Origin of the sequence: Lacticaseibacillus salsurivasis (genome assembly GCF_036246225.1) — a bacterium.
Lineage (GTDB): Bacteria > Bacillota > Bacilli > Lactobacillales > Lactobacillaceae > Lacticaseibacillus > Lacticaseibacillus salsurivasis.
In genome coordinates this window covers 80,020-105,640 of the sequence record NZ_BTTP01000007.1, presented here as the reverse complement: position 1 = coordinate 105,640, position 25,621 = coordinate 80,020, and the positions used below count along the sequence as shown (strand labels likewise).

The 25,621-nt window shown below is 52.5% G+C and carries 21 protein-coding genes and 1 pseudogene; 6 read left to right on the top strand and 16 right to left on the bottom strand.

Annotated features, from left to right (window positions below; genetic code table 11):
* From AAA927_RS12925 to AAA927_RS07045, 3 genes and pseudogenes are all read right to left on the bottom strand, one after another.
* A pseudogene (locus AAA927_RS12925) lies at positions 1–779 on the bottom strand (transposase); the annotation flags it as partial.
* Positions 780–897: 118 nt separating this feature from the next.
* Complete coding sequence (gene tnpB, locus AAA927_RS07050) at positions 898–1,275, bottom strand: IS66 family insertion sequence element accessory protein TnpB (RefSeq protein ID WP_338216993.1); 378 nt, start codon at positions 1,273–1,275, stop codon at positions 898–900.
* A complete protein-coding gene (locus AAA927_RS07045; protein ID WP_125583057.1) occupies positions 1,265–1,450 on the bottom strand; it encodes a hypothetical protein in 186 nt (61 codons plus the stop codon). Before AAA927_RS07045 ends, tnpB begins: the two co-directional genes overlap by 11 nt.
* A gap of 194 nt (positions 1,451–1,644) precedes the next feature.
* Between AAA927_RS07045 and AAA927_RS07040 the strand changes: the two genes are divergently transcribed.
* From AAA927_RS07040 to AAA927_RS07025, 4 genes are all read left to right on the top strand, one after another.
* The gene (locus tag AAA927_RS07040; RefSeq protein ID WP_054661532.1) at positions 1,645–2,043 is read left to right on the top strand and encodes an RNA polymerase sigma factor; all 399 of its coding nucleotides are present in this window, start codon (positions 1,645–1,647) and stop codon (positions 2,041–2,043) included.
* A gap of 18 nt (positions 2,044–2,061) precedes the next feature.
* Positions 2,062–2,313 (top strand): helix-turn-helix domain-containing protein, encoded by a 252-nt coding sequence (locus AAA927_RS07035; RefSeq protein ID WP_338216992.1) that lies wholly within the window; start codon positions 2,062–2,064, stop codon positions 2,311–2,313.
* A gap of 357 nt (positions 2,314–2,670) precedes the next feature.
* Complete coding sequence (locus AAA927_RS07030; RefSeq protein WP_338216991.1) at positions 2,671–2,919, top strand: DUF3173 family protein; 249 nt, start codon at positions 2,671–2,673, stop codon at positions 2,917–2,919.
* Positions 2,920–2,922: 3 nt separating this feature from the next.
* Positions 2,923–4,116, top strand: a complete 1,194-nt coding sequence (locus AAA927_RS07025; RefSeq protein ID WP_338216989.1) for a site-specific integrase — start codon at positions 2,923–2,925, stop codon at positions 4,114–4,116.
* 64 nt (positions 4,117–4,180) lie between these two features.
* On the opposite strand, the gene guaA is transcribed toward AAA927_RS07025, so the two are convergent.
* Together guaA and coaA are read right to left on the bottom strand one after the other, a co-directional pair.
* Positions 4,181–5,731: a glutamine-hydrolyzing GMP synthase gene (guaA, locus tag AAA927_RS07020; RefSeq protein WP_338216987.1), complete on the bottom strand. Its 1,551-nt coding sequence runs from the start codon at positions 5,729–5,731 to the stop codon at positions 4,181–4,183.
* 92 nt (positions 5,732–5,823) lie between these two features.
* Complete coding sequence (coaA, locus tag AAA927_RS07015; protein ID WP_338216985.1) at positions 5,824–6,747, bottom strand: type I pantothenate kinase; 924 nt, start codon at positions 6,745–6,747, stop codon at positions 5,824–5,826.
* A 344-nt stretch (positions 6,748–7,091) separates the two neighbouring features.
* Here coaA and AAA927_RS07010 point away from each other — a divergent pair, with 344 nt between their 5' ends.
* Positions 7,092–8,105 (top strand): NAD(P)-dependent oxidoreductase, encoded by a 1,014-nt coding sequence (locus tag AAA927_RS07010; RefSeq protein ID WP_338216983.1) that lies wholly within the window; start codon positions 7,092–7,094, stop codon positions 8,103–8,105.
* A 52-nt stretch (positions 8,106–8,157) separates the two neighbouring features.
* Here AAA927_RS07010 and AAA927_RS07005 read toward each other — a convergent pair whose 3' ends face one another.
* From AAA927_RS07005 to helD, 11 genes are all read right to left on the bottom strand, one after another.
* Complete coding sequence (locus AAA927_RS07005) at positions 8,158–9,180, bottom strand: branched-chain amino acid aminotransferase (protein ID WP_338216981.1); 1,023 nt, start codon at positions 9,178–9,180, stop codon at positions 8,158–8,160.
* A gap of 107 nt (positions 9,181–9,287) precedes the next feature.
* Positions 9,288–10,097, bottom strand: coding sequence for a DUF2785 domain-containing protein (locus tag AAA927_RS07000; protein WP_338216980.1), 810 nt, complete (start codon positions 10,095–10,097; stop codon positions 9,288–9,290).
* 102 nt (positions 10,098–10,199) lie between these two features.
* Positions 10,200–11,015 carry a MurR/RpiR family transcriptional regulator gene (locus AAA927_RS06995; RefSeq protein ID WP_338216978.1) on the bottom strand — a complete coding sequence of 272 codons (816 nt, stop codon included), beginning with the start codon at positions 11,013–11,015 and terminating at the stop codon, positions 10,200–10,202.
* A gap of 54 nt (positions 11,016–11,069) precedes the next feature.
* Complete coding sequence (locus AAA927_RS06990; RefSeq protein WP_338216976.1) at positions 11,070–12,365, bottom strand: PTS sugar transporter subunit IIC; 1,296 nt, start codon at positions 12,363–12,365, stop codon at positions 11,070–11,072.
* Between the two features lie 5 nt (positions 12,366–12,370).
* Entirely contained in the window at positions 12,371–13,897 is a 1,527-nt protein-coding gene (locus AAA927_RS06985; RefSeq protein ID WP_338216974.1) for a DUF4127 family protein, read from the bottom strand.
* Between the two features lie 3 nt (positions 13,898–13,900).
* Positions 13,901–14,680, bottom strand: coding sequence for a Cof-type HAD-IIB family hydrolase (locus tag AAA927_RS06980; RefSeq protein ID WP_338216972.1), 780 nt, complete (start codon positions 14,678–14,680; stop codon positions 13,901–13,903).
* 16 nt (positions 14,681–14,696) lie between these two features.
* A complete protein-coding gene (locus tag AAA927_RS06975; RefSeq protein WP_338216971.1) occupies positions 14,697–15,383 on the bottom strand; it encodes an N-acetylmannosamine-6-phosphate 2-epimerase in 687 nt (228 codons plus the stop codon).
* 204 nt (positions 15,384–15,587) lie between these two features.
* Complete coding sequence (locus tag AAA927_RS06970) at positions 15,588–17,267, bottom strand: ABC transporter ATP-binding protein (protein WP_338216969.1); 1,680 nt, start codon at positions 17,265–17,267, stop codon at positions 15,588–15,590.
* Positions 17,268–17,608: 341 nt separating this feature from the next.
* The gene (locus tag AAA927_RS06965) at positions 17,609–20,140 is read right to left on the bottom strand and encodes a BspA family leucine-rich repeat surface protein (protein WP_338216967.1); all 2,532 of its coding nucleotides are present in this window, start codon (positions 20,138–20,140) and stop codon (positions 17,609–17,611) included.
* 133 nt (positions 20,141–20,273) lie between these two features.
* Positions 20,274–20,741 carry an acyl-CoA thioesterase gene (locus tag AAA927_RS06960; RefSeq protein WP_338216965.1) on the bottom strand — a complete coding sequence of 156 codons (468 nt, stop codon included), beginning with the start codon at positions 20,739–20,741 and terminating at the stop codon, positions 20,274–20,276.
* Positions 20,742–20,745: 4 nt separating this feature from the next.
* Positions 20,746–23,034: an RNA polymerase recycling motor HelD gene (helD, locus tag AAA927_RS06955; protein ID WP_275403564.1), complete on the bottom strand. Its 2,289-nt coding sequence runs from the start codon at positions 23,032–23,034 to the stop codon at positions 20,746–20,748.
* Positions 23,035–23,768: 734 nt separating this feature from the next.
* Here helD and AAA927_RS06950 point away from each other — a divergent pair.
* A complete protein-coding gene (locus AAA927_RS06950) occupies positions 23,769–25,592 on the top strand; it encodes a monovalent cation:proton antiporter family protein (protein WP_338216962.1) in 1,824 nt (607 codons plus the stop codon).
* The last annotated feature ends 29 nt before the right edge of the window (positions 25,593–25,621 follow it).

The following is a 25,621-nucleotide window of genomic DNA, read 5'->3' as shown; positions in this document are numbered from 1 at the left end:
TCGGCGAGACGAATACTGCGCTCGACCCAGATGTAAGACTTGCTCCTGGCAGACTTGCCAGGTTCTCTTAACACTTGGAATGGTGTTTCATCACCCTGAAGAAATCGCTGCGATAAGAGATGTTCATACATAAGATCATAAACTGGTCTGACGATTTCTGCGGCGTTAATGACCCAGTTGGCCATCGTTGTTTCGCTGACGATCAGGCCAGCACGCGCCCACTCCAATTTCTGGCGGTAGAGTGGGGCCCCCAGAGTATATTTCTGATGAAGCACCTCGGTGACTAATGATGGGGTTGCCTCGCTGTGAGGAAACAACGCCTACGGCGCCTGGCCTTGATACAGGTGAGAGACGCCATCGGATTGTTCACAGTCAGCGCACTTGTATGTCGCTTCATAAATGTTCTCAACATAGAGTCTACCTGGAATGTGTTGCACGACCTGGCGAACAAAGTGTTTGCCGACCTTTATTAGCTGATGTCCATGTTCGCAAACGCTGCTTTCGCGCTCAATAACCGTTTCTTCAACCGGTAGATTGACATCAATGGTTTCAACGCGGCGCCGTTTAGCTTTACGCTGGGTTGACGTTACGACTGCCTCTTCGCTTTGTTCCCCAGTCTGCTCTGGGTCCGTAAAAACACTACTGTCCTCCAACAGAGAAAGCTGATTCGGATCAACCAGCTTCTCTGAATGAGACCCGTAGAGTTTCCGAATTAAATATGCGACCTGTTCCGTCAGGGCCTGAATTTGGTCAGTCAGACTCCCAACCTGTTTGGTCAGTTCGCTATTTTACTCGAGCGCCTGCTCGAGTAATTCTTCAGTCGTTTTCGCCATCGGCGTGGACCTCAATTCATCAAGATGGGCTGAGTGTACCACTGATACGACAGGCTTCCTAGCTTTATTTAGTGGACACTTTACCAGAATTCGGCGTCTGTCTTTGTGGACAGTAAGGCCGAAATGTGGACTCCAGTCCCCAGCCCGATAACAGCCGTTCTAGTTGTTTTGCGTGTAGCTTTTTCACCTCACTTTGGGTCGTTGGCCACTGAAGTCGGCCGTCTTCGATCCGCTTATAGAGCAGTATGAATCCATCACCAGCCCAGTAGAGGGCTTTGAACCGATCCTTGCGTGTGCCACAGAATAGAAATAGCGCTCGACTGTATGGGTCAAGTTGATATTCTTCCTTGATCACGCCAGCCAAACCATCGATGCCGCGACGCAAGTCGGTCTTGCCACAGATCAGATAAATGCCGCTTAGTCTACGCACATCAATGAGCATCGTTGAACACGGCTTTCAGTAGGGCGTCAAGAATGTAACCTTGAATCCGGCCATAGACCACCACGGTCTTATTGTCACCAATCCTGACCTGGAACGCCTTAGTCGGCACGCTCTGAGTCTGCCGGCGTTGATTCTCTTCCAATTTGATGCGAACAATCTCTGGCTTCTCATCCAATAAAAATCACCTCACCATATTTGATGAGGCAATCATATCGCCCAGAAGCTGGCATTCATATCCGGTCTGTTATTAGGTGCTTACTCTCCATCAGGTAATTCGTCAAAGAAATATTTGGAAATCGTTTTCATAAGCGACCGAAAAAATTGTCTGGAATTATGTAGCCCAAAAAATCAAACGAGGAGGATAACCCAATGAGTAGTGAGCAAGAAGTGACACGAATGTTTATTCGCTATGTACAACAAGCCCTCAAAAATGAACGAATCAATCGGTATAAGGCCTCTCTTCGGCGAATCAAGGAAACACCACTGGAGGCCTGGCTACTGGAAGAAATCGAAGATCCCTATCATCTCGATGAATTCAGGTTGACCAATGAGGAAATCGAGCATCTTGAAGATTTCATCGAAAGTGAGAAGTTATCAAGAGCAGTTTCCACACTTTCTTCGACGGATAAAACGGTCTTGTATCAATATTATTATGGCGAACTCAACGACGTCGAAATTGGCAACCGTAGTGGCAAAACAAGTCAAGGAGTAAATTATCGGCGTCAGCGTGCACTAGAACGAATTCGGGTAGCATACACAAACCTGTAATGGATGCGGAGGTATTCGATGCATTACTCAGAGATCGATAACCTAGTACCGGTTATTTTAGCAGTTCAGGAGGATGACAACGACGCTATTACGCTCTTGCTTGAATTATTTGGTCGTGATATTGACTACGAGGCCAGATACGGGCAACGGCATATTGATCCGGATTTGAGGCAAGAGCTTCAAATCAAACTGATCTACATTGCAAAGTGTTTCGATGTTGAGAAACACCTTGCAATATCTTCAAAAAAAACCTGTCAGAAAAAAACATAATTTTTTTCGCCATCTCTTTCATTTCGACCCACTTTCGTTGTCTGTATATACGAAGCGGGTTTTTATTTTCCCGCCAACGTTCTTTGACAACTGAATGGCATCATTCAGCAACGAAGGCTCCAAAACGCCACGACCTCTAACGAGCGAGCGACTAAACCAGTGGGCCAGATACTTGCACGTCACCCTGACGAAACAAGGGAGAGAGGTTCTGTTTAAGAGCCTCGATAGCCGGTCGGAACCGGGCTGAATGATGACGAATCACTTTATTATTTTTCACACTAGGTGTTGTTGCACGTACCTTTTGGATGGTAGACTGGAGCATCGGTACGATCCGTGCTCCCCAGAAAGGAGAAGAATATGGTTCACGTGATCACGATGACGAAACACGAACTGATTGCTCTTGGGTATGGTGCCTCACGCGCACAGGACATTATCAGACGCGCAAAGCTGCTGATGGTACGCAAAGGTGTGCCCTACTACAAAAGCCCGAAGCTCGGACGCGTACCGGTAACTGCCGTTGAAGAAATACTGGGTCTCCAAATTAGCACGCGCACGTTGGCGGAACTCGCCAAAACCAAGCACTCCGAAGCACCAAAGGAGAAATAAAACATGGCTACAACTAAAGACCCAATCAAAACACGCAGCAATGGTACTTTCTACTTCCGCGCCTACCTCGGTGTTGACCCTAAAACAGGCGAGAAGATCCAGAAGCAGGTCGGCGGCTTTACGACCCGTCGTGATGCACGCAAGGCCTACAAAGAAATGGTCGGTAGCGGTGTAGAGAAAGTTGTCGCGGAACGTGACCAACAACACATTCAATTCAAACAATTCTGGGAAGAATTCTTTCTTCCATGGTACAAGAACCAAGTCAAGCCGCAAACCTACGACAGTCGGCGTTCCAGTTTGAAGCACTTCAAGATGTTTGAGCACATGTACATGGACAAAATTAAGCCGGTGGACATACAGAAATGGCAGAACCAAATGACCTATCAAGTAAGTAAAAGCTACACCCGCTTAGTCCAATGCATGCTATCACGCGTCTTTCAACGAGCCATTGTACTCGGCTTCATGAATGAGAACCCCACCAAGACCGTCGGCAATGTTAAGAAAGTGAAGAACCAAGTGGACTTCTGGACGAAGGAAGAATTCGAGGCGGTCATCAAGACCTTCTATATCGAAGACTTCTACCAGCACTTCTGCTTCTTCACCTTGTGGTTTCTGTTTATGACTGGTATGCGCATCGGTGAAGCAACCGCCCTGCAGTGGGACGACATCGACTTTGAGGAAGGCACAGTTCGGATCAACAAGACGCTGTGGTTACGCAGCTACACGAACTACTCCTTCTCCACACCGAAGACCAAAGCCAGCAATCGCACGATTCCACTGGACGCAAAAACACTTGAGCTTCTCTCCGATTGGAAGAAAACACAAGCGCTTGAGTGTAAAACTGATTTTGTTCTATCATTCAACGGCGTTCCTACTCGCCGCGATCTGGTCATGCGAATCATTAAACGGCATGCAGCTCTGGCAGGAGTTCATCGCATCCGCGTTCATGCTTTACGGCATTCACATGCTTCGTTATTGATCAGTCTGGGTGAGAACCCACTGGTGATTAAAGAACGCCTCGGCCACGAAGATATTCAGACGACGCTCGGAACTTACGGGCACTTATATCCGAATATGAACTTTGAGGCCGCCAAACGGCTGAATGGTCTAGTCGAAATTTCGACCGCTAAATCAGACGTGGCGCAGGTTCAAAACAACGGTGTTACCGCTGGACTTGCACCAGAAGTTGCACGATAGTTGCACGAACGGGTTAGACAGTCATCAAAACGTTGATATACCGGCATTTATAAGCCGATTCTGTCTATTCCCATTCAATCGTTGCCGGCGGCTTGGAGGTAATATCATACACGACGCGGTTAACATGCCCCACTTCGTTGACAATCCGGGCCGAGATCTTCTGCAGTACATCCCAATCGATGCGGGCAAAGTCGGCGGTCATGCCATCGATCGAAGTGATGGCACGAATGGCGATGGTGTAGTCATACGTGCGGCCATCCCCCATGACGCCAACGCTGCGGAAGCCTGGCAGGACGGTGAAGTATTGCCAGATACTCTCTTGCAGGCCGGCCTTAGCGATTTCATCGCGCAGGACCCAGTCCGAATCGCGGACAATTTCCAGCTTATCCTTGGTCACTTCACCGAGGACGCGAATGCCGAGGCCAGGGCCTGGGAACGGCTGGCGCCACACAAGGTCATGCGGCAGGCCGAGGCGTTCGCCGAGTTCGCGGGCTTCATCTTTAAACAACTTGTTCAGCGGTTCGATGAGCTTGAACTTCAGGTCTTCTGGCAGGCCGCCGACATTATGGTGCGACTTGATGGTTTGAGCGGTATCGGTACCGGACTCCACGACGTCAGTGTACAGCGTGCCTTGGGCCAGATAATCGATGCCGTGCAGCTTGCGGGCTTCATCGTTGAAGACCTTGATGAAGTCGCGGCCGATGATCTTACGTTTTTGCTCAGGGTCGGTGACGCCGGCCAGGTCGCCAAGGAAGCGGTCAGCGGCGTCCACCTTGATGATTTTGACGCCGAGGCCCTTGCCGAGGCTGTCCATCACTTGGGCCGCTTCGTTCTTGCGTAGCAGACCGTGATCAACGAAGATGCAGGTCAGCTGATCGCCAATCGCCTTGTTGAGCAGCGCCGCGACGACAGAGCTGTCCACGCCGCCAGAGAGGCCAAGCAGGACTTGTTGGTCGCCGACTTCAGCGCGGATTTCAGCGATTTGATCATCGATGAAGTCGCCCATGTTCCAGTTGGCTTCCGCGTGGCAAATATCGAAGGCAAAATGGTGCAGGATTTCATGGCCATACTGCGTGTTTTGGACTTCGGCGTGGAACTGGATACCGTAGAACTTACGGTCATCGTCGTCCATCGCGGCAATCGGGCAGTTCGTGCTGGTGGCGGTGGTACGGAACCCTGACGGCACCGCTTGCACCAAGTCGCCATGGCTCATCCACACGGTTTGCTTTTCAGGCAAGCCGGCGAAGACCTTAGCAGTAGGGTCGGTGACGGTGATGTCGACCTTACCGTATTCACGGTTGTCAGCGGCTTCCACGTCGCCGCCGAGGCGCTGCGCCATCAGCTGCATGCCGTAGCAAACCCCCAGAATCGGGATGCCCAGCTTGAAAATCTCGTCGTCGACGCCAAGTGCGCCTTCGTCGTACACCGAGTTCGGGCCGCCAGAGAAGATAATCCCTTTTGGCGCGAGCTGGCGGACTTCTTCTGCTGTGATCGTATGCGGCTTGAGTTCGGAATAGATGCCGAATTCACGAATGCGCCGCGTGATCAATTGATTGTACTGACTGCCATAATCAAGGACGATAATTTTGTCGTAGTCCTGGGCCTTGGTTGCCAAGTTTTGCCACACTCCCTTTATTGAATTGTTACTATTCTATGCAAAAAACGCCGGCGGGTCAATCTGGGATGAGAATCTGCTCAGATTACCGCCTAGAATTTCCGCAGCCGCACTTCATCGATCAGATGATGGGCGGTTTTGTGCAAAATGACATCCGCCCGATTTTTGGTCGGCAGAATGTACTCGGTCAGGTTTTTCAAGTTGACATCGCGCCAGACCTGTTTGGCCATTTTGAACGCGTTTTGGCGGTCCCCGATGGCGTACTGATAGTAGTAGTTGGTCGGGTCAGTGAAAGCCGTGTCCAGCAACATGCCGAAGCGCTCGAGGTACCACTGCTCGATGTTCTTAGGATCCGCGTCGACGTAAATCGAAAAGTCGAAATAGTCGCTCACGTAAATCGGCGCCTTGCTTGGCAGCTGCAAGACGTTGATGCCTTCGACAATCAAGATGTCTGGATGGTCGATAATCTCCTCTTCCCCCGGCACGATGTCGTAGATCTGATGGCTGTACTTCGGTGCCCGCACCACGCCGTTGTTGTTTTTGACGTTGTTGAGGAAATGAATCAGCAAGTCCATGTCGTAGCTTTCCGGGAAGCCCTTGCGGTTCAATATCCCACGCCGCTCGAGCTCCTGGTTCGGGTACAGGAAGCCATCGGTGGTGATCAGCTGAATGCGCCGGTCCGGGTACGCCCGCGAAAGCAGCAGCTGCAGCAGGCGGGCGGTGGTGCTTTTGCCTACCGCCACCGAGCCGCAGATGCCAATGATGAACGGCCGGGCGTGATATGGAATGCTCAGGAACTGACTGAGGGTCCGGGCGTCGTCTTGGTAGTCGTTGTAGCGGATATGAATCAGGTGGCGCAGTGGTGAGTAGACGGTTTTGACATCGTCCATGCTGATGATATCGTTCAGCGATTGCAACTGACTCAGTTCGTCGTCAGAAACAGAAGCAAAATTGTGGGCGTGAAAATTCGCCCACTCGTCGCGGCTGAACTTGTAGTAATTCATTTCGGATTCCATGGTTGCTCCTTGAGGCTGAGATTTACTCTAGTTTAGCGCTTTCGCCGCCGGTTTTGGGGATTTCGGAGAAAACAGTTGCCGGGTTTCGGGAAAAATCTGAGGCGCCGCAATCATACAGTACACCCAACTTGATGAAACGGATGCGGCGGCGGTTTTTCTTGCGACGCCGGCCTCAAGTCAGTTGCTTTTGCCACAGCTGGCGGGCGCTGTTTATGATTAGCCGAGATGAGACCGACCATCAACCGTTAAAATTTTTATTTAAGTTGGATGTTGCCGCTTTCATTTGGCCGCTTCGTTCTGATACACTTAGGTTTCTATACCAACCCGGAAGGAAGTCATTCCTGATGAAAATCACTGCTTTCGGGGTGCGGCCAGATGAGCGCCAGCACTTCGAGCGATGGACTACACACACTGGCGATGAAATTCGCCAAACTGCCGAGCTGTTAACCCCGGAAACCTTGGCCTTGGCCAAAGGCAGCCAAGGTATCACTAGTTTTCAAACCGTTCCCTACGCCGCCGGCATTTTCAAAGCCATGCGGCAGCGCCACATTCCTTGGCTCGCGCTGCGCAACACCGGCGTGGACAATGTCGATTTTGCTGCCGCCGAACGCGAAGGCATTCGCATCACCAATGTCCCGGCTTACTCGCCGAACGCCATTGCCGAGTTTGCTTTGGCAGATATGCTTTACCTCTTGCGCCAAACCGGCCTAGTGCAACGCGACCTACAGGCCAATAACTACCAAGCAGCGACCCAACATATCGGCCGCGAGCTGCGCACGTCCACTGTCGGCGTCATTGGTACCGGCCGCATCGGCCGTAGCCTGATTGCCAGTCTGAATGGCATTGGCGCCAAGGTGCTGGCCTTTGATCCGCATCCCAAAACCGATGCCAGTTTGCAGTATGAATCGGTGTCGTTTCAGACCTTGCTGAAGCATAGTGACATTGTGACGCTGCACGTCCCTGGCACGCCGGCGAATACCCATTTAATCGACGAAGCGGCATTGGCGTTGATGAAGCCAGGCAGTCTGCTGATCAACACCGGTCGACCGAATTTGATTGATACCACCGCCGTCATTAGCGCCTTGCAAAGTGGTCAGCTGGGCGGCGTCGGCATTGACACCTTTGAGCACGAGGCCGATGACTTGCTGGCCCTAGACCAAGGCGGCCAGTTCAATGATCCGCAGTGGCAAACGCTGCTGGCGATGCCGAATGTCATTTTGTCGCCGCACATTGCCTACTACACCGACACCGCGGTGCGCAACATGGTCGAATGCGCCTTGCAGGCTCTCCATGACCTCCAGGACCACCAGGCCAGCAACTGCGAGGTTTACCCAGAAGGCATGGCCAAAGCGGAATAAACTTAAGACCCGTCACCTATTTTGCGGTGGCGGGTCTTCTTGTCTGCTCTTGCTAGTCAACGGTCACAATCCACCCAGCCGGCGCTGGGACATCGCCGAATTGGATGCCGGTCAGTTCATCATACAGCCGCTGGGTCACCGGCCCGATGCCGCCATCCCCGAATTGATGGACTTGGTCATGGTAGGTGATGCTGGCGATTGGCGTAATCACCGCCGCCGTGCCGCAAGCCCCGGCTTCGGCGAAGTCAGCGAGGCTCGTGATGGGAATCTGCGTTTCTTCTGCCTTCAAGCCAAAGCGGTCGCGGGCCAAGGCGAGCAGGGAGCGCCGGGTGATGCTCGGCAAAATCGAGGGTGACTGCGGCGTCAAGAACCGCTTGCCATCCTTGGTGATGGCAAAAAAGTTCGCGCTGCCGACCTCTTCGATGTACTTGTGCTCGATTGGGTCGAGGTAAATCGCATCCCCGTAACCATGCTCATGGGCATACTTACCAGCTTGCAGGCTGGCCGCATAGTTACCGCCGACCTTGCTTTGGCCGGTGCCATAATGCGCCGCGCGGTCGAAATGATCCGCCACGATGAACTTGGTCGGCACCATCCCGCCTTTGTAATAAGCGCCGACTGGCATCGCAAAAATCGTAAACAGGTATTCCTTAGCTGGTGCCACCCCGATATTTGGTCCCACGCCTAACAGCAGCGGCCGCAGATACAGCGTCGCCCCGGTGCCATAAGGCGGGACATAGTCAGCGTTGGCAGCCACGACCTGCTTAGCGGCGGCGAGAAACTGATCCGTTGGGACTGGCGGCATCAGGAGCTTGCTGGCGGAATCTTGCAGCCGCTGGGCGTTAAGCGCCGGACGGAACAGTTGAATGGTGCCTTTTTTCGTGCGATAGGCCTTCAAGCCTTCAAAGGCAGATTGGCCATAATGCAGCGCTGGGCTACCGACGTTCAGCTGCAAGGTATTGCCTTGCACCAACCCGCCTTCATCCCACGCGCCGTCCTTGTAGTGCGCCTCATAGCGATACGGCAACTCCATGTAATTAAAGCCTAATGCGTTCCAATCGATATCTACTGCCACGCTGCTTCCTCCTCTGAAAGACTCGTCTGCCCGCATCGTACAAAGGAATGCGCCCACTTGCAAGCGATTTGGCCAAAGCGCAATCCGTTTTTAATGATTTGTGCGGGTTAATTCTGGAAACCCATCTGCTTGAAATACAAGTCAATTTCAGCCTGTGCGGCCGCTTTCAGGCTAGGGTTCAGGAAAAACAGTGCCTCGCACACCCGCTTAAACGTGCTCACTCGGTAATAATACTGAACATCCGCCGGAGCCTGCTCATAACTGGTCCAAACCTGTTGGCTGCACGCCTGCAGCTGCCCAATAACCAACGCCTCGCCACCAGCCCGCTTGACGATACTACCCCACACCACTGCTAGGCGTTCCTCTTCATCATCGGCAAAAGGTGCGCTGGTGGCAAGCAGGACTGAGCTGACCGCCTGCGCCGCAGTCCCCAGTTCCACTGCTGGAAACGTGGGATGCTGCACCGCAGCGTCCAGGAAATCACTGCCATGCGCAATCGCATGCGCCCAGCCGTGGCCTGGCACATAACCGCGGCGATCGATTTCGCTGGGCAGATACTTCAGCGCCTGCGCAAACCAGACCTGGCGCTGCTCATCGGTCAGAAACGTTGATTCAGCATCTGCACTTAGTATTAAGGCGCCGAGCAGCGCTGTGAAACTGCGGGTGAAGATCAAATCAGACTCGAGGCCCTGACCAGCGAAAAGTGCCTCACCAGCAGTGGTTTGGCGGGCAATCGCCTGCTTTTGAGCGCCGGTGAAGCCGCCGGCCATAAAACCGCGAGCCAACAGCGTATAGGTCAGGCCATCGCGGATGGCACCGTCCGGATCACCGATGTGGACCAATAGCCATTGGATTTGAGCATCGGTGAAAGACAACGGATCAGGTCGCGCCAGTAGCTGTTCAAGTTCATTTTGCATTCGGAGTGTCCTCGCTTCCTCAATGTTGCTTGGATTATACCAGATCCTTCGGCGGGCGCAAAAAGACATCCGCCGCAACGGATGTCTTCATAAACGTTTCAGTTAGTCGACCCGGTTAATCAGGGCATCGTTGATGCGGTCCTTGAGCAGCTGCGTGCGTTTTGGATTGAGCTCGCGCAGTTGCTGACAAATCAGGTCGATAATGGTGAGCTGGCCAAGCACCGGCAGAAAGTCGGAACTGTCGCGGCCACTACCAGCAGGCGGGGCCAACGTGAAGTCGCTCGCCTGGGTCAGCTTGGTGTTCAGGTAGTTGGTAATGGCGATGATGTTAACGCCGAAGCGCTTGGCAATGGCGACGTTTTGGAGCAAATCGCGGGTATTACCAGTATTAGAAATCGCGACCACCACATCATCGGCTTGCAGCAAGGCAATATCGATGGCTTGCAGGTGAATGTCTGGGTCGAAAATCACCGCGACCCCCATCCGCGTCAGGCGAGTTTTGAAATAGTTCCCCACCATGGCGGAAATACCGGCACCGAAGATGCACACCGCATGCGCCTGATCGATGGCTTTAGCCACTGCCGCCAAATGTTCCGGCAAAACCGCTTTTTGCAGCCGCTTCAGGTACTCCACATACTGGCTGGTGGGCAGCTCGTCTTTGTCATCCGGGGTTTCCTGATTGACCGAAATCACCGCTAAATCACGAGCCAGCTGCAGTTTGAAGTCTTGGAACCCTTTGAAATGCAACTTGCGACAGAACCTGATGACGGTGGTTTCCGCGACTTGGGCTTTCGCCGCTAAGTCACCAATCGATAGATGTTGCACATCTTCTGAATTGACCAGCACATACTGGGCAATTTTCCGTTCGGCTTTCGTTAGTGATGGATAAAAGCCGTTAATCGTGGTTAAAACATCCATCCTGTTCACCCCTTCACTCTCTGCTATGAATTATAGCACAGCGGAGGGACTAGCTTAGTCCTTGGTGCGATTAGCGAAGCGAACGAATGGGAAGTAGATTAACGTCCCAATGGCGATCAAGATGATTTGCAAAATAGAAGCGCGCCAGTCACCATTCGTGGCCAGATAGCCGGAAATGACTGCAGGCGTGGTCCATGGCGTCATGACGGAGGTGCGGGCAACCAGACCAGCTGCTGTGGCGAAGTATGCAATGGTGGTGGTCACCAATGGCGTGATGACCAGCGGAATACCCAGGATTGGGTTGAAGACCACTGGCATCCCAAACATAATCGGTTCCGAAACGTTGAACAGTGATGGCACCAAACCAACCTTAGCAATAGTCCGGTAATCTTCACGCTTGGAAGCGAGCAGTACGGCCAAAATCAGGCAAAGGATCATACCACCGCCACCGCACCAAGCAAAGGCGTCCAGGAATGGCTTGGTCACAATGTTAGGCAAGGCTGCATTGGCCTTCAAAGCATCCATGTTTTGCTGGAGAGACGTCAGCAGCACTGGTTCGCCAATGGAGCCCAGAATGAAGGTCCCGTGCAAACCAAAGGCCCACAGAAAGTTGCTCAAGAAGACATACATCAAAATCCCGGCCAAACTCTGGAAGCCGCCAACCAATGGCGCCTGGAAGAATTTGACAATCAAATCTGGCCAATTGGTGTTCAATCCAACTTCAACGGCGAAGTCGACCACACCGAAAATCAAGGAAACTAGGAAGGCTGGAATCAAGACGTTGAAAGACTTAGCCAATGCTGGTGGCACCGAGTCTGGCATCTTGATGCGCAGTTTGTCGATTTTGTTGAACTTGCACAGCAAGGTCACCCCAATCAGGCTGGAAATAATGGCCAAGAACATGCCAGTGGCACTGGTTTCGTTCTGGGAGAAAATCGCCGCGACGGTCACGTTCTTACCGGTGGCCGTGGTCACCGCCAAGCTCGCTGGCAAAAGCACGAAGAAGCTGATCACGCCGAAGACCCCACCGAAGGAAGGATCATCGCCTTTGTACTCGCGAGTCAGGCGTTCGCCAATCGTGTACGCGATCAAAATCGCGAGGATGCCGAGTGTCGCATTGTAAACCTGGCCGCCAATCAAAGTCAGCTTAGCCGCCCAGGCGAATTTACCAAGGAGCCCATTAGCGCCGAGCACCAAGTTATTAATCAGGACCCAGAATGACGCAATGATGGTGGCTGGCATCAACGTGATGAAACCATCACGAATTGCCATGATATGTTTCTGTTCCGAGAACTTATTCGCGCCGACTAGCAGCGCTTGAACAAAATGATTGCTGTCTTTATTTTCCATGTTTATCACACCTCCAAGGTGGTATAGGCACAATTAATTTCAAACATACGGTTCCAAGGAAAACTGATTTGCGGCTGGAGCTTGGCCCCAGCCAATGAATGTTGCAGCGTGGTGGTAGCCAGCGCTTCAATCTGCTTGGCCACTTCGGCTCCCACGGCCTCGGCTTGGTCTTTCAGGTCGAAGTAATTGAGTCCGAACCGAGGCAGCCAGTTGTCAGTAACCTCGCCGCGGACGACGCTTTGATAAAACGCATCATCCAAGAGTGCGGTCAAAATCTCGTGCCAGCGTACTGCCGGTGTGGCGTTGCGCTGAATCATCGCGGCACTGATGGTACTGCCCAGCGTGTTGCAGTTGGTGTTCCAGCCGCGGTAAGCCGCCAGCTTGGGGAGCAAGCCTTGGGTGTCCAACATCTCGATGAGCTCCAGGTCGGCACCATTGGCATAGGCGCTGTCCGCCACTGCCACGGCTTTGCCGGCATCCAGTAACACACCAATCTGCGAAACAAAAGCGCGAAGATTGCGGTAAGTATCATAGGTGACATCGGCATGGGTACGCTGATCTCGTGCTTCAATCATCTGCTTGCCTGGCGTGTTCACTGCCAAGATCAGATCAGCGCTGTCCGGGCTTAAAGCGACTTGCGCCCCAGCCGACAAGATGTGCGACTTCACACTTTCACATAGCGGCCGATCTTCATACAGAGGGATTTGAGTTTTACCAATCTCACTGGCATACAGCGGGTAGATGCTGAAACTGCCATCGGTCAAACCTTGAACCGCGCGCGCCAGCAGGGTGTATCCTGCTTCATCGGCACCTGGATAAGTGCCGATGTGCGCTTGCAGGCGCGTTTTTTTGATCATCGGATAAACGGCGGCCTGGTCATGTGCGGTATAGCCATAAGGGGCGCTGTCATCTTGTGGAATAGCCAGATAGTCAATCACGCCGGCCTGGACCAAATCGATATTGGCCAAGTTGACCTTGAGATTATTCTCGCGGCGCTGCTCATAGTCGGCGATATCCTCTGCTGGCACGGTGCGGCTTAATTGCCGCTCTTCGGCACGCTCGGCATCATCCAGGCCTTCACGGTTTTCCTTATCAATCAGCCAGCCATAGCGAAAAATCTCCGCGCCATAATCTTCATAATATGCAGGCTCCTCATCCCCACTGCTGTAGCGAGGCGTGCGCATGATCAAATTTGAGCCGTACAGTTTCAGAGCTGGATTGGTAGCCTTCAGCCCTTTCAGAAAGGCTTCATACTCGGCGATGTCAGGCTTGTCCGCTTCAGGATAAATCCGGGAAGGCAGCAAGCCCCCATAAGCCAGCATTTCAGTGGAATACACCACCGCGTCAGCGTCGGCGCTTTCCGCCTTCAAGAAGTTGCGTAAAGCGCTCACATTTGCCGGTAACTTTTTATGGCCCAGCAGGGACGTTGGCGGCGCTACCACCGTCACGTCATCCAGCTGGGTAAACAGCCGCAAAGGATAAGCGAGATTGCAAGGCCGCTCATCCAGCGGAATATAAACAATTTTGCTCAAAGATTAGGCCATCCTTTCAATCAGTTCGGCGATGCTGTCAACATGCGTGCTGGCAGCGGCAATCGTTGGCGCGTCTGCCAACTTACCCACCGCGAAGCTATTCGGCGTCAAGCCAAACATCGTTGTGTCGTTCTCCGCATCCCCGGCCACATACACCTGCTTAGGGTCAAACTGACGCCGCTCGATTAGGGCTTGGACGGCTTGGCCTTTGGAGGCTCGCGGTGAAAAAATTTCCAGCGAACTGGGGCTGGTCTGTTGAACATTGACTTGATCCCCTAACGCCGCCTTCAGCGCTTTGATCAGCGGCTTAAAAGTGGCGGTATCGCCGAAAATCAAATAAATGACGGGCTGGAAGCTCGGCTGTTCGATAAAGCCAACCAAGTCGTTTTTTACAATGGAAGTATCAACGAATTCAGCGACCTGTGAAGGATCGCGAGGTGATGGAAAATAGCGATGGTTGATATCGGAGACTTCGACGCGCAGACCTTGGCCAAACACAATACCGTTTATCGTCGGGACCAGCGCATGAGGAATGGTCGCTTGACTCACTAGGTCGCCAGCTTGATCACGCACCACGGCGCCATTTTGACTGATGCGATAAGCACCAGCCACGCCGATTTGACGTTCAACATACTTGATGTCTTCATCGAGGCGGCCGGTGCAAACGACGAATTCGTTGCCGGCTTGCACATAGCCTTTCAACTGAGCCAGACTGGCGTCATCAATCTGATTATGGGCATCCAATAATGTCCCGTCTAAATCACAAACCAATAATTTCTTCAATATAATCAACCTATTTCTATTTAGCGTTATATGCAGCGATGGTCTTAGTGTAGCGCGCGGTAATCTGCTGCGGCCGCGTGATGGCACCGCCAACAACGGCGGAATATGCACCCAGTTCAAAGGCGTGGGTGACATGTTCGGGTTCATACGTGTGACCTTCCAAGATAATCGGTGTGGTCACTGCTTGGGCCAGCTTGCTCAATAAGTCAAAATCCGGCAAGTCCCGTTGCGGCGTGTATGGCGTGTAGCCTGACATGGTCGTCGAAATCAGATCGAAGCCCAGTTTGCTAGCAGCCACCCCTTCGTCGAAGTTCGAGATATCTGCCATCGCCAGCCGACCCGCGGCGTGAATGGCGGCCACGAGGTCTGGCAGTTGCTCATCGTGCGGCCGCTTGCGATTCGTGGCATCAGTGGCAATCACCTCTGCCTTGGTCCCGTCAATCAGTTCGCGCACCTCTTTCATCGTGGCGGTGATATACACCTCCGAATCGGGATAGTCGCGTTTGATAATACCGATAACGGGCAAATCAACTTGCCGCTGAATTTCTTGAATATCCGGTACCGAATTGGCACGAATGCCCTTAGCGCCACCTTCTTTGGCCGCAATCGCCAGCCGCCCCATGATGAAACTGCTATGCAGCGGTTCATCCGGCAACGCCTGGCATGAAACGATCAACTGATGATGAATCTGATTCAAGTCCATTTGACCTCCTCCTTTCACCGCATATGGTACCCTGTTTTAATTTAGAAGTAAATATCCTTTTTATATATTTTTATGGAGTTTAATTGCATTATTCAGTCTTGGTACCTGACAATGCTTGATAACACACGCTTTGGCGTATAAAAATAACGGCCAAATTCGACCGCCATTCTCCGTTTCTTCGTCAGAAAGGTGCCCAGCACCTTTTTAACCCAGCTGTTGCGTTAGCTCTAGTTGTCGCAGCGCCGCTTGCACAGCCGGTGTTTGCGCCTGACCTTGCGCAACGACGTGCCCGTTTTCGAGCACAATAATTTGGTCGGCTTGGTCAAAGGCCGCCTCGTTATACGTATGCGTGATCATCAAAAAGCCTTGGGCCATGCCAAAAAGGTCGCGTTGCAATCCCGCCGCGATGTGCGGATCCAGGCCAGTCGTCAGTTCATCAAAGACATAATAGGAATAATCCCGTAGAAAAATGCGGGCGAGCGCTAGGCGCTGCTTTTCCCCACCTGACAGCAACGGACTGTCAGCACTCACCATGGTGTTTAAACTGTGCGCAGTCAGCCAGCGGCTGAGTCCCGCCCGCTTCAACGCCGTGGTCATGGCTTCATCTGTAAAGCTCTCAGTGAACAAGCTCATATTCTCGCGGACGGTGCCAGTGAAAACATGCCCCGCCTGCGCCATGAAGCCAATCCGCTGATACACGGCCTGCCGCGCCAGCTCTGCGGCCGGTGTACCAAACAACAGAGCCTCGCCTTGCGATGGCGTCACCTCCCCCAACAGCAGTCGCACCAAGGTCGTTTTTCCACTCCCGCTAGCACCAACCAACAGCACTTTCTGCCCCACGCTGAGCTGAAGTTTGACGTGATCCAAAATGGTCTGGCCAGCAACGGCATAACTCGCATCGATGCACGCTAATTCGGCATGCGGCTGCGGCAACGCCTTGCCTCGCGCCTTAGCGCTAGGCGCGGCAATGAACAATTCCAGTTGCCGAGCCGCTTGAATACCGCCAATCAACGTCGGCAAGTCCTCAGTTAGTGACATCATGGGGAAACTCAGGTAGCCTGTCAGCGTGCTAAACACCACCATTTGCCCCATGTCCATCTGCCCGGCGCGGACCATCACCGCCCCAACGAACCAAGCCGCCATGTAGGTCAGGTCGTTCAAAACTGAGGAAATCGCGTTGCTGATGGCTTGAATGCGCGTGTTCCGCGTTTGGGCAGCGACCAGCGCATCATCGGCCTGATCATGCTGTCGCGCCGCAGCCTGCCCAGCCAGCGCGAATTTTAAAGTGGTGAACCCGCTGAGCAAGTCCGTTGCCTTGGCCGTATAGCGGTCGATGGCCGCCACCTGCGCCTCGGAGGCCTGCTGCAAAGCCTTTTTGAGCAAAAATGGGAACACGAGCGAGGGCAAGGTCAACACCACGATCAAGAGCGTGACGCTGGGGCTGATACTGATGGTTGCCAACGTGGCCACAATGATTTGCACGCCAAGATAGAACAGCCACAACCACTGTCCAAAGTAACTCTCGGTGATGTTATCGACTTGTTTCGTCAACTTGCCCACCATGCTACCCACGCCAACTTCGCCGAACGCCGCGGGTGACAGAGCCAAGGCTTGGGTCATCAGCGCTTTGCGCGCCCGGCCCGCCGCGGTCCATTTCAAACGGGGCCGCAAGTAGCGGTCAAACGCACCGACTGTATCCATCACCACCATATACAGGATCATCAGTCCCGCCACAGCAACCAGACTGCCAGTCCGTTTGCCAGTGGCGATATCGACGACAATCTGCAGCAAGAAGCTCCACCCCACATAGCCACACACCGCCATGACCGCTACCGTCATCGTCAGAGCGAGTTGACCCTTTTTCACCGTTAAGTATTTCAGCATCTTTCGACTCCTGGTGCCGCCAAATACACAAAAAGCAGTCTCTGGCGAGACTGCTCCGCTCAGAGTGATCATTCGTGCACTAAGACGACACAAAACCACAGCCACCGGCAAGCCGGTGCTGACTGCAACTTTGCAATGGCGTCTTAGTTCAACACGAATGGATCCCTCTTCTCTGTTGGATTTACCTGCAGTGTAAACCGCGCGCAATGGAAAGGCAAGCACATGTTGCAAGCGACACCAAAATGACCTAACCCCCGGTTTTATGCGGGAATCAGGTCATCAGCTACTTAGTGACATTTAGCTAGCAGGTGCTTGTTTTTGCCTTCACGTGTAAGTGTGATTTAGGAGCGACGGCGCTTGCGCCAGTTAATCCCGAGCAAACCAAGCAAACCTAGTCCTAATGCGGCTAACCCGCTGGCGGCGGCACTGCCGGTTTGCGGCAGACTGCCATCGGCATTACTAGTACCCGTAGTAGTAGTAGTAATGTTGCTACTATCGGTACTCGAACTAACACCGGTATTGCTACCACCAGCGCTGTTTTCACTCCCACCGGTTGAAAGCTTAGTATAGTGGACGGTCACTGTTTCCGCGTTGTTCAATTCCGTGATATCTTCATCTGAATCAACGTGTTCAGCAGCAACCGTGGTCACCGACGCCTGATAACCAGGAACGGTCGGCACGGTATATGCTTCAAAATGATTTAACGGTGAGTAAACTTGCGTCCAACCGTCGTCAACCTGTGAAAGAGCTTTAGAGTCTCTCATCCCACCTTCCCATTCATACCGCCATTCCCAGTGCCACTTCACTTCTTGAGTCACATCTTTTACTAATCCCTCTGGCAAACCAGTAAAAGTAATCCGCCGGGTTGTCGTTTTCGGAATTTGCTTGAGTTCAATGGTTTCGTATTCGTACCAGCCATCTTCGTCAAGTGGCAGTAGCGAAAGCTCTTTTTGGGCATCTTTCAATTCATAGCCTTCTGGCAGGGCAACAGCTGTCAGGTCAACTTGCTCTCCTATTTCTCCGTAAAAGGAAGGCCCACGCCACCATCTGTCCGACTCTGAAGTCCAATCTTTAAAACTGAGGCTGAGATAGCCTAGTTCCCCATTTGCTAGTCGGTACGTATCAGGATAACCACTATTGTAAAAGTAGCCAAATTTGTGACCTGTACTTTCACCTTGCCAAACCTTCCCCTCAGGGACCCAGAAATCAGTGAGATAAGTGTCATTGCCAATAACAACGGATTCTAGCTGATTTGCTTCCCATACTAAACCGTCGGAATTGCCATCAGGAATACTAATACCACTGATATCAAGGTGTTGTAATGACGACATCCGTTCGAATGCACCGTGCGCCACCACTTTTTTTACGTTCCAGCCGGACAAATCCACTACCTCGATGTTTGTACCTTCAAGAAAATAACTGATGTTTATGCCATCAGAAACCTTCCAGTCTGAAAGGTCGAGCCGGGTCAATGAACTGGCACCATTAAATGCACTAAACATAATCTTAACATTTCGCATGTCCCATTCTGCGAGATTCAACTGAGTTAGACTTGTGTCTCCTAAAAACAGACACGACATATCTTCAACATTGCTAACATCTAGCTGATTAAGATTTTTAATCTCTGTAAGCCGTGTAAAGTTACTAAACAAATAACTTGAATTTACCGGAGCTTCAACCTCACCATTGATTACAACAGATTTGATGGTATCCCGATGCATCCACCAAGGGGATTGGTAATTTGTATCTGCACCAATACCGGACTCAAGCGTTAATGTGCCCATTTCGTCTAGCGCCCAAGCAACAGTCCCCCACTGACCTGTCATTGGAATTGCTGTCAGCAAGTAAACATCAGCATGGTCACCATAGTAACTGTCCTCGAAGATGTGCCCTGTTGTCTGACCTTCCCAATACATTCCCGGCTTAGATGGAATATTTTCCAAGGTCATTTCCTTGCCAAGCACCAACCGTTCAAGCTTATTTGTTTCGGCACCAAAAGGATCAGCATAGAAACCCTCGAGGTTTGAATCACCAAAATTAACTTCTTTTAGATTGCTCATCGCCCCAAACATATGGTGGATGGTGACCTCAGAGTTGAATTTCCATGATGACAGATTCAGCGATACTAACCCTGCACTTTCAAACATGTAATCCATTGAATGAACATTTGTAACGTCAAAGGCATTCAGGTTTATGGTGCTTAAATTCTTATTCGAGGAAAACATGTAGTGCATCTGCCTTACCAGACTTGTGTCTAGTCGCTCGATGTTGTTATAAGCCGTCACGTTTGTGAAGTTTTCAAACAGAGACGAACAATCTTCAGGGGCGACCACAGTGTCTTGAAAAGTTACTGTTTTAACTTGATCAGAAATTTCAATCCATGGAGTATATCCATTCGTATTCTCACCCGTACCACCCATGAGGAAAAGCTCACCCTCATTGGTCAAAGTCCAATCAACCGTCCCCCAAGTACCAAGTGTGATAATCGGGGCACCAGCTTTTTCTGTCTTTTGGTCTTCTGTAGTTTCCTCCACCATCACCTCATCGTTCGCAGGTGCTGGCTTCTCCTCAGCCCCAGGATCCTTATCAATTACTGACGTTTCTAATGATGGCACATCTGTCGCATCTTCGATCTCTACTTCAATTGGTGCTTCGACCTCATCTTCAACTGCTGTTACGTCAACAGCTGGCGCGCTCTCAGCCGCCGCCCCCTCCAGCGATGGCTTCACCAGCACCGAACTGGTCGCTTCGCCCGGTGTTTCTCCTTCCGCATGGGCCACCACTGGCGCCATGCCAGTCAAAATAGTGGTGCTCGCCAGCACCGTCAGCGCCAGCGAGGCGCAGAGGCGGCGGGTTCGTTTTTCTTTTGTCATGGGGTCCTCCCTTATCCAAACCTTATGCATTTAATAATCCCTTACAAATATAATTGTAAGCGAATGCAGTCATGGCTTGTCCAGTCAGACGGGTTTGCGCGCACCAAAAAACGCCCTCCGGAGAGGACGTTGGTTAGTCGATGATAATGTCCGGCATCGCCTGCCGCGCCGCGCGATTGGCGGCAACGCGATCAGCGTAACCAGCCGCAAGCTCCGCGCCCAGCGGCAAGTCGGCTTCCAGACTTGGCAAGGTGCTGCCGGAATTTATCACGAAGGTCATCAAGCTCCAAGCGGCCAGGTACTGCTCGCCGGTGTCGAGGTCTTCCCCGACCAGCTTGGTGAACACTTCCAGCGAGCGCTTGCCGCAGCCGGTGACAAAGCTGGTGTAGGTCAAAGCGTGGCCGATGAGCACCGGCTTCACATACACCAAGCGGTCCAAAGAACCGGTGACCATTTTGCTGCGAGCAAAGCGATGCGCCGAGATACTAGCAGTTTCATCCAGCCAAGCCGCAGTCTGGCCACCGAACAAGCTAGCGTGTTCATTCATTTGCCCCTGAAAAATCCGGTGCGTGGTTACCGACAGGGTTTCCGACATCAACATAAGCTCACTTCATTTCGTAAAGGTCAGTTGGCACGTCTGCTAGCAGTGGCGACAGTGCGGGACTGGCAAAAATGGTCAGGCGATGCATCGCCCGGCTAGCAATGGTGTACAGCAATTCGCGTTCGTCTTCATGGTGGAAATTGGCGGCATTGGCTTGCCACAGCACCACAGCATCGAATTCCAGCCCTTTGGCCAGGTACGATGGCACCACGATGACGCCGGCGGCCAATCGCTGATTTTCAGAGCGAATCAGCGTGGTCTTCACCCCGGCTTGTTGCAACTCGGCTTGAACCTGTTCCGCTGCTTCTAGGGTCTTGGCGATGATGGCCGTGGTTTGCTTGGCGGCGTTATCGATGTTGATTTGCTTGACCAAAGTGGCCAGCAGTGCCTGTTCATCGGCGCGCTGGTACACAATCGGCAGCGGCCCTTGGCGGTTGAAGGCTTCGATTTTCTGGCCGGCTTTCAAAATGGCCTTGGTGAAATCGGTCACCTGCTTGGTGGAGCGGTACGACCGGGTCAGCTGCACCACCCGCGTCTTTTCCGGATCAAACAGTTTGGACACATCGGCAATCAGCGTGTGCGAGTTTTCCTTGGTGAAAATTGCCTGGTTGAGATCGCCAAGCAAGGTGAACTTCGCTTTCGGGAAGCTGCGCTGCAGGTAAGCCAGCTGAAACGGCGTGTAGTCTTGGATTTCATCAATGAAGACATAGCGCATATTGCGTTCGCCGTGGCGGCCGGTCATCAGATCATACAGGTACAAATATGGCGTCGCGTCGGCCATGGTGAGCTGGCGGGCCTTGAAGGCTTCGACAAACTGGTCGACTTCTTCATCCCATTCAGCCGCGGTGAGGCCGTATTCGGCCAGATTCAGATAATGCGGCGCTTCCCGCAGGAAATGCACATACTGCGCCCGGACGTTCAGGAAGTGATTGCGGACAATGGACTGCTGAATGGTTTGAAACGCGTCAATGACGATTTTCCGGGCGTAGAACTTGTACTCGGCGTCGGAATCCTTGAATTCCTTCTGGCCATTTTCCTGCAAACTGCGAATCTGCTCTTCCGAGAGGTTTTCGACGGTGTCTTGAACCCAGTCGGCTTTCATTTCGCTGTCCACTTTGCGGTTCAGCATCGACAGCAGCCGTTCCTTGGTGGCGCTCAGCCGGTTGCCGAGGTGATAGTTTTCGTTATAACTATAGAAAATATCGGCAATGCGTTTACGCGAAATGAAGACTTTACCTTGGAACTTGATGTCGCGGAAGCGCATGTTGGCCGCTTCCAAGGTTTGGGCGTACTGCTCCGTCGCCTTGAAAAAGGCCAGACTGCCCTTGGCTTTGGCGATGGCTTTTTGTGGCTTGGTCAGCTTCGCCTCAAACTGCGAAAACAGATCTTGCACCTGAATGTTCGGCACGCGGCGCGTCACATATTGATAGAAGGTGAACTGCACCATGTTCTGTTCACCTAATTCCGGCAACACGTTGCCGATATAATCGGAAAACAGCTGGTTCGGGCTGAACATGATGACCTGACTGGCGGATAAGTTGCCGCGGTAACGATACAGCAAGTAAGCCACCCGCTGGAGCACTGCCGAAGTCTTCCCAGAACCTGCGGCCCCTTGCACAAAGAGCAAATCAGCTGAGGTGTCACGAATGATTTGGTTTTGTTCGCGCTGAATGGTGGTGACGATACTCTTCATTTGAGTATCGGATTTCTCGTTCAGCACTTCCAGCAGCATCTGGTCACCGATGGTTTCGGTGGTATCGAACATGGTTTGAATTTGGCCATTTTCGATAACGAATTGGCGCTTTAAGGAGACGTCAACGGTTTGCGGGCCGTCTGGCGTTTGGTAAGTCACCTTACCCAAGCCGCCGTCATAATAGATGGAACTAATCGGCGCACGCCAGTCGTAGATCAAGAACTTGCCGTTTTTGTTGGTGAAACTGCCGAGGCCGATGTAGATGGTTTCGGGTTTTTCTTGGCCTTCTTGAAAATCAATCCGTGCGAAAAAGGGATTGCCCTTCAGCCGGCGCACCGTGTCCAGTTGCATGGTGGATTGACGCCAGGCATTGCTGCGCTCGTCCAGCAGCTGTTGTTGCTGCTGGATGCTGGCCGCGGTTTCGATGGTTTCGGCGTCATTGGACAGGTTAATTGAGGTGTCAGCAAAAAAGTTCTTGTTCAGACTGGTTTCTTCCGCTTTGGTCCGCTCAATTTCCTGGCTCAGGCGATCATCGGCTGCGTCTAGTTCTTTCATTGTCCGATCAAGATGCGCTTGTTCGAACTGCTTTTCTTTATCCACGGGCGCGCCCCCTTAATTGAAAATAATCGTTGTACTATCATACCACTTGTGAAATATGTTCGCAATCAAAGCGGCCGGCTGCGAAGGGGAACCGGTCTTAGCCGGAGCGCAACGATTCTCTGCAGGGAAATGGTCGGGCAGGACAGCCTCCGCAGAAAGGGGCTGGAACGTGGTGGCCAGCGCTTTGAGCCTCTGCGAGTCTCAAAGTCGCGGCTTGTTCTAAGCCAGTAAAGACCACTGGCTAAGAACAATTTCACCACTGAGCCCCTTTCTGCTCCGGCTGTCCTGCCCTACGGTAGTTGTTGTCGTTTCTGGCTGATCACGGTAATAGACCAATCAGTATTAAATTACAGATGCTGCCCAAACTGGTCGAGGTGTTGAGTAGAATAGAAAGTTTTTGCGGCTCAGAACCGTGGAGTATGAACCCGCATACTCTTCTGTTATCTAGCGGGTGGCGGCGGTGGGCGGAGCTTGGGGGCGGGGCCAGCAGTGAATCGATGAGGACTAGTCAGGCTGTGGTTTTCAGGCTGACCAGTCCTCATCGCGGCAATTCTGGAGACTCAGAATGAGGCTCCAGAATTAGGTTCGAGACCGCTTTTCGGCTCGGACCGGCCGCACAGCAGGCCGCGCGCCCCAAGCGGAGTCCACCGCCACCTCCCGCGACCGCGCAGGCGCAAGCACGTCGGGCCAAGTTGCGGTAAAATAAGCTCAACTTTGCTTGGGAGGCATGTTTTATGGAAAGTACATCCCTGCTCGTCGTGCTGTTTGCGGCGTTGCTCATTCCGCTACTGATGGCGCGGTTCAACATTCACAGCGTGCCCACCGCGGTGGCGGAGATCATCGTCGGTATCGTGCTGGGCAAAAGTCTGCTGGGCTGGGTGGCCACCAACAGCGTGCTGGAGGAATTGCGCAGCTTGGGCGTGATTGTGCTGATTTTTCTGTCCGGGATGGAAATCGACTTTTCCTTATTTAAACCGCAGAAAAATACCACCGGCAAAATCGGCATCGCTAAGCTCGCTTTTCTCGGTTACGGCAGTATCATTCTCGTCGCGCTTGCCTTCAGTTATCTGCTCAAGTTAATGGGGCTGTATTCCCATGTCGTGTTCGCGGCGATTATTTTCGCCACGGTGGCGCTGGGTGTGGTCATTGCGGCGCTGAAGGAAAAAGAGCTGCTCAGCAAACCCTTCGGCCAAACCATTCTGCTGCTGGCGGCACTGGGCGAGGTGCTACCGCTGATTGCCTTGACCGTTTACCAAAACCTCAACGGCACCAGCTCGCGCAGTGTCTGGCTACTCCTGTTGATTTTTCTGGCGGCGATTGTGTTACTGCTCCGGTTCCGCAAACCTTACCAGTGGTTCGCTCAAATCGATAAAAGCACCACCCAGCTGGACATTCGGTTGGCGTTCTTCCTCATTGTCACTTTGGTCACAGTGGCAGAGTCAGTCGGCGCGGAAAATATCCTCGGGGCCTTTTTGGCTGGGATGGTGATGAAGCTCTTGCAACCGCGCGAGGAAACGCAAGACAAGCTGACGTCACTAGGTTACGGCTTCTTCATTCCGATTTTCTTCATTATGACCGGGGCCAACATGGACCTGCGGCAGCTGCTGCAGGAGCCTAAGAGCCTGGCGCTGATTCCGATTTTGCTGATTGGTTTCTTCGCCGCCAAGGTCGCGCTGGTGCCGCTTTTGATGCTGCGGTTCCGCAAGCATAACGCGCTGGCGGGAACGTTTTTGACGTCCACCACCATCACGCTGGTCATCCCTGCGCTGTCCGTGGGCCGCAATCTTGGCATTATCAGCACCACTCAAAGCGGTGCCTTCACGCTGGCCGCGGTAATCACCTGTATCGTGTCGCCGATTTTGTTCAACACCTTCTACGTTGCGGAAAAAGAAGACTTCAAGAAGACCCGCGTGCACTTCATCGGGGCCAACCTCACCACCGTGCCGATTGCCCAGCAGCTGAGCAAGGGTTTGTATGACGTGCACCTGTACACCGACGACCCGGAAAAGTACAAAACCTACAACTCCGAAGTTGATGTCACGCTGCTGCCGCAGTTAGATGAGGCCACGTTGCGGGAGGCCCACGCTTTTGACACCGACATTGTGACCTTGGCTTATTTTGACCACACCAAAAACGTGGCGCTGGCCAAATGGGCGCTGGCAGCGAAGGTACCGCGGATCATCGCGCGCTTCGAAGCCAAAAACGCCAGCGATTCCGAATACGATGACCTGGCCGCGCAAGGCGTGGAAATCTACAACACCTTTGAAACCAACATTGCCATGCTCCGTAGCCTAATCGAAACGCCATCGACGCTGAAGATTTTGGAAGACACCGAAGCCGGTATTTTCGAAATTGTCGTCAACAACCGGCGCTTCACTGGCCTCGAAGTCAAAAACCTGCCGTTCGTCAACGATATCACCATCAGTCAGATTTTCCGGGACAACCATTTCATCGCCCCGCATGGCGACACCCAGATTCACCTCGGCGACCATATTATTTTCTCTGGGGATAAAAAAGGCATTGCGCAAATCCGCGCCCAGTTTGAGAAGCAGAACTAAGAGCGGCGTGCTACAATGAGATTATTCTA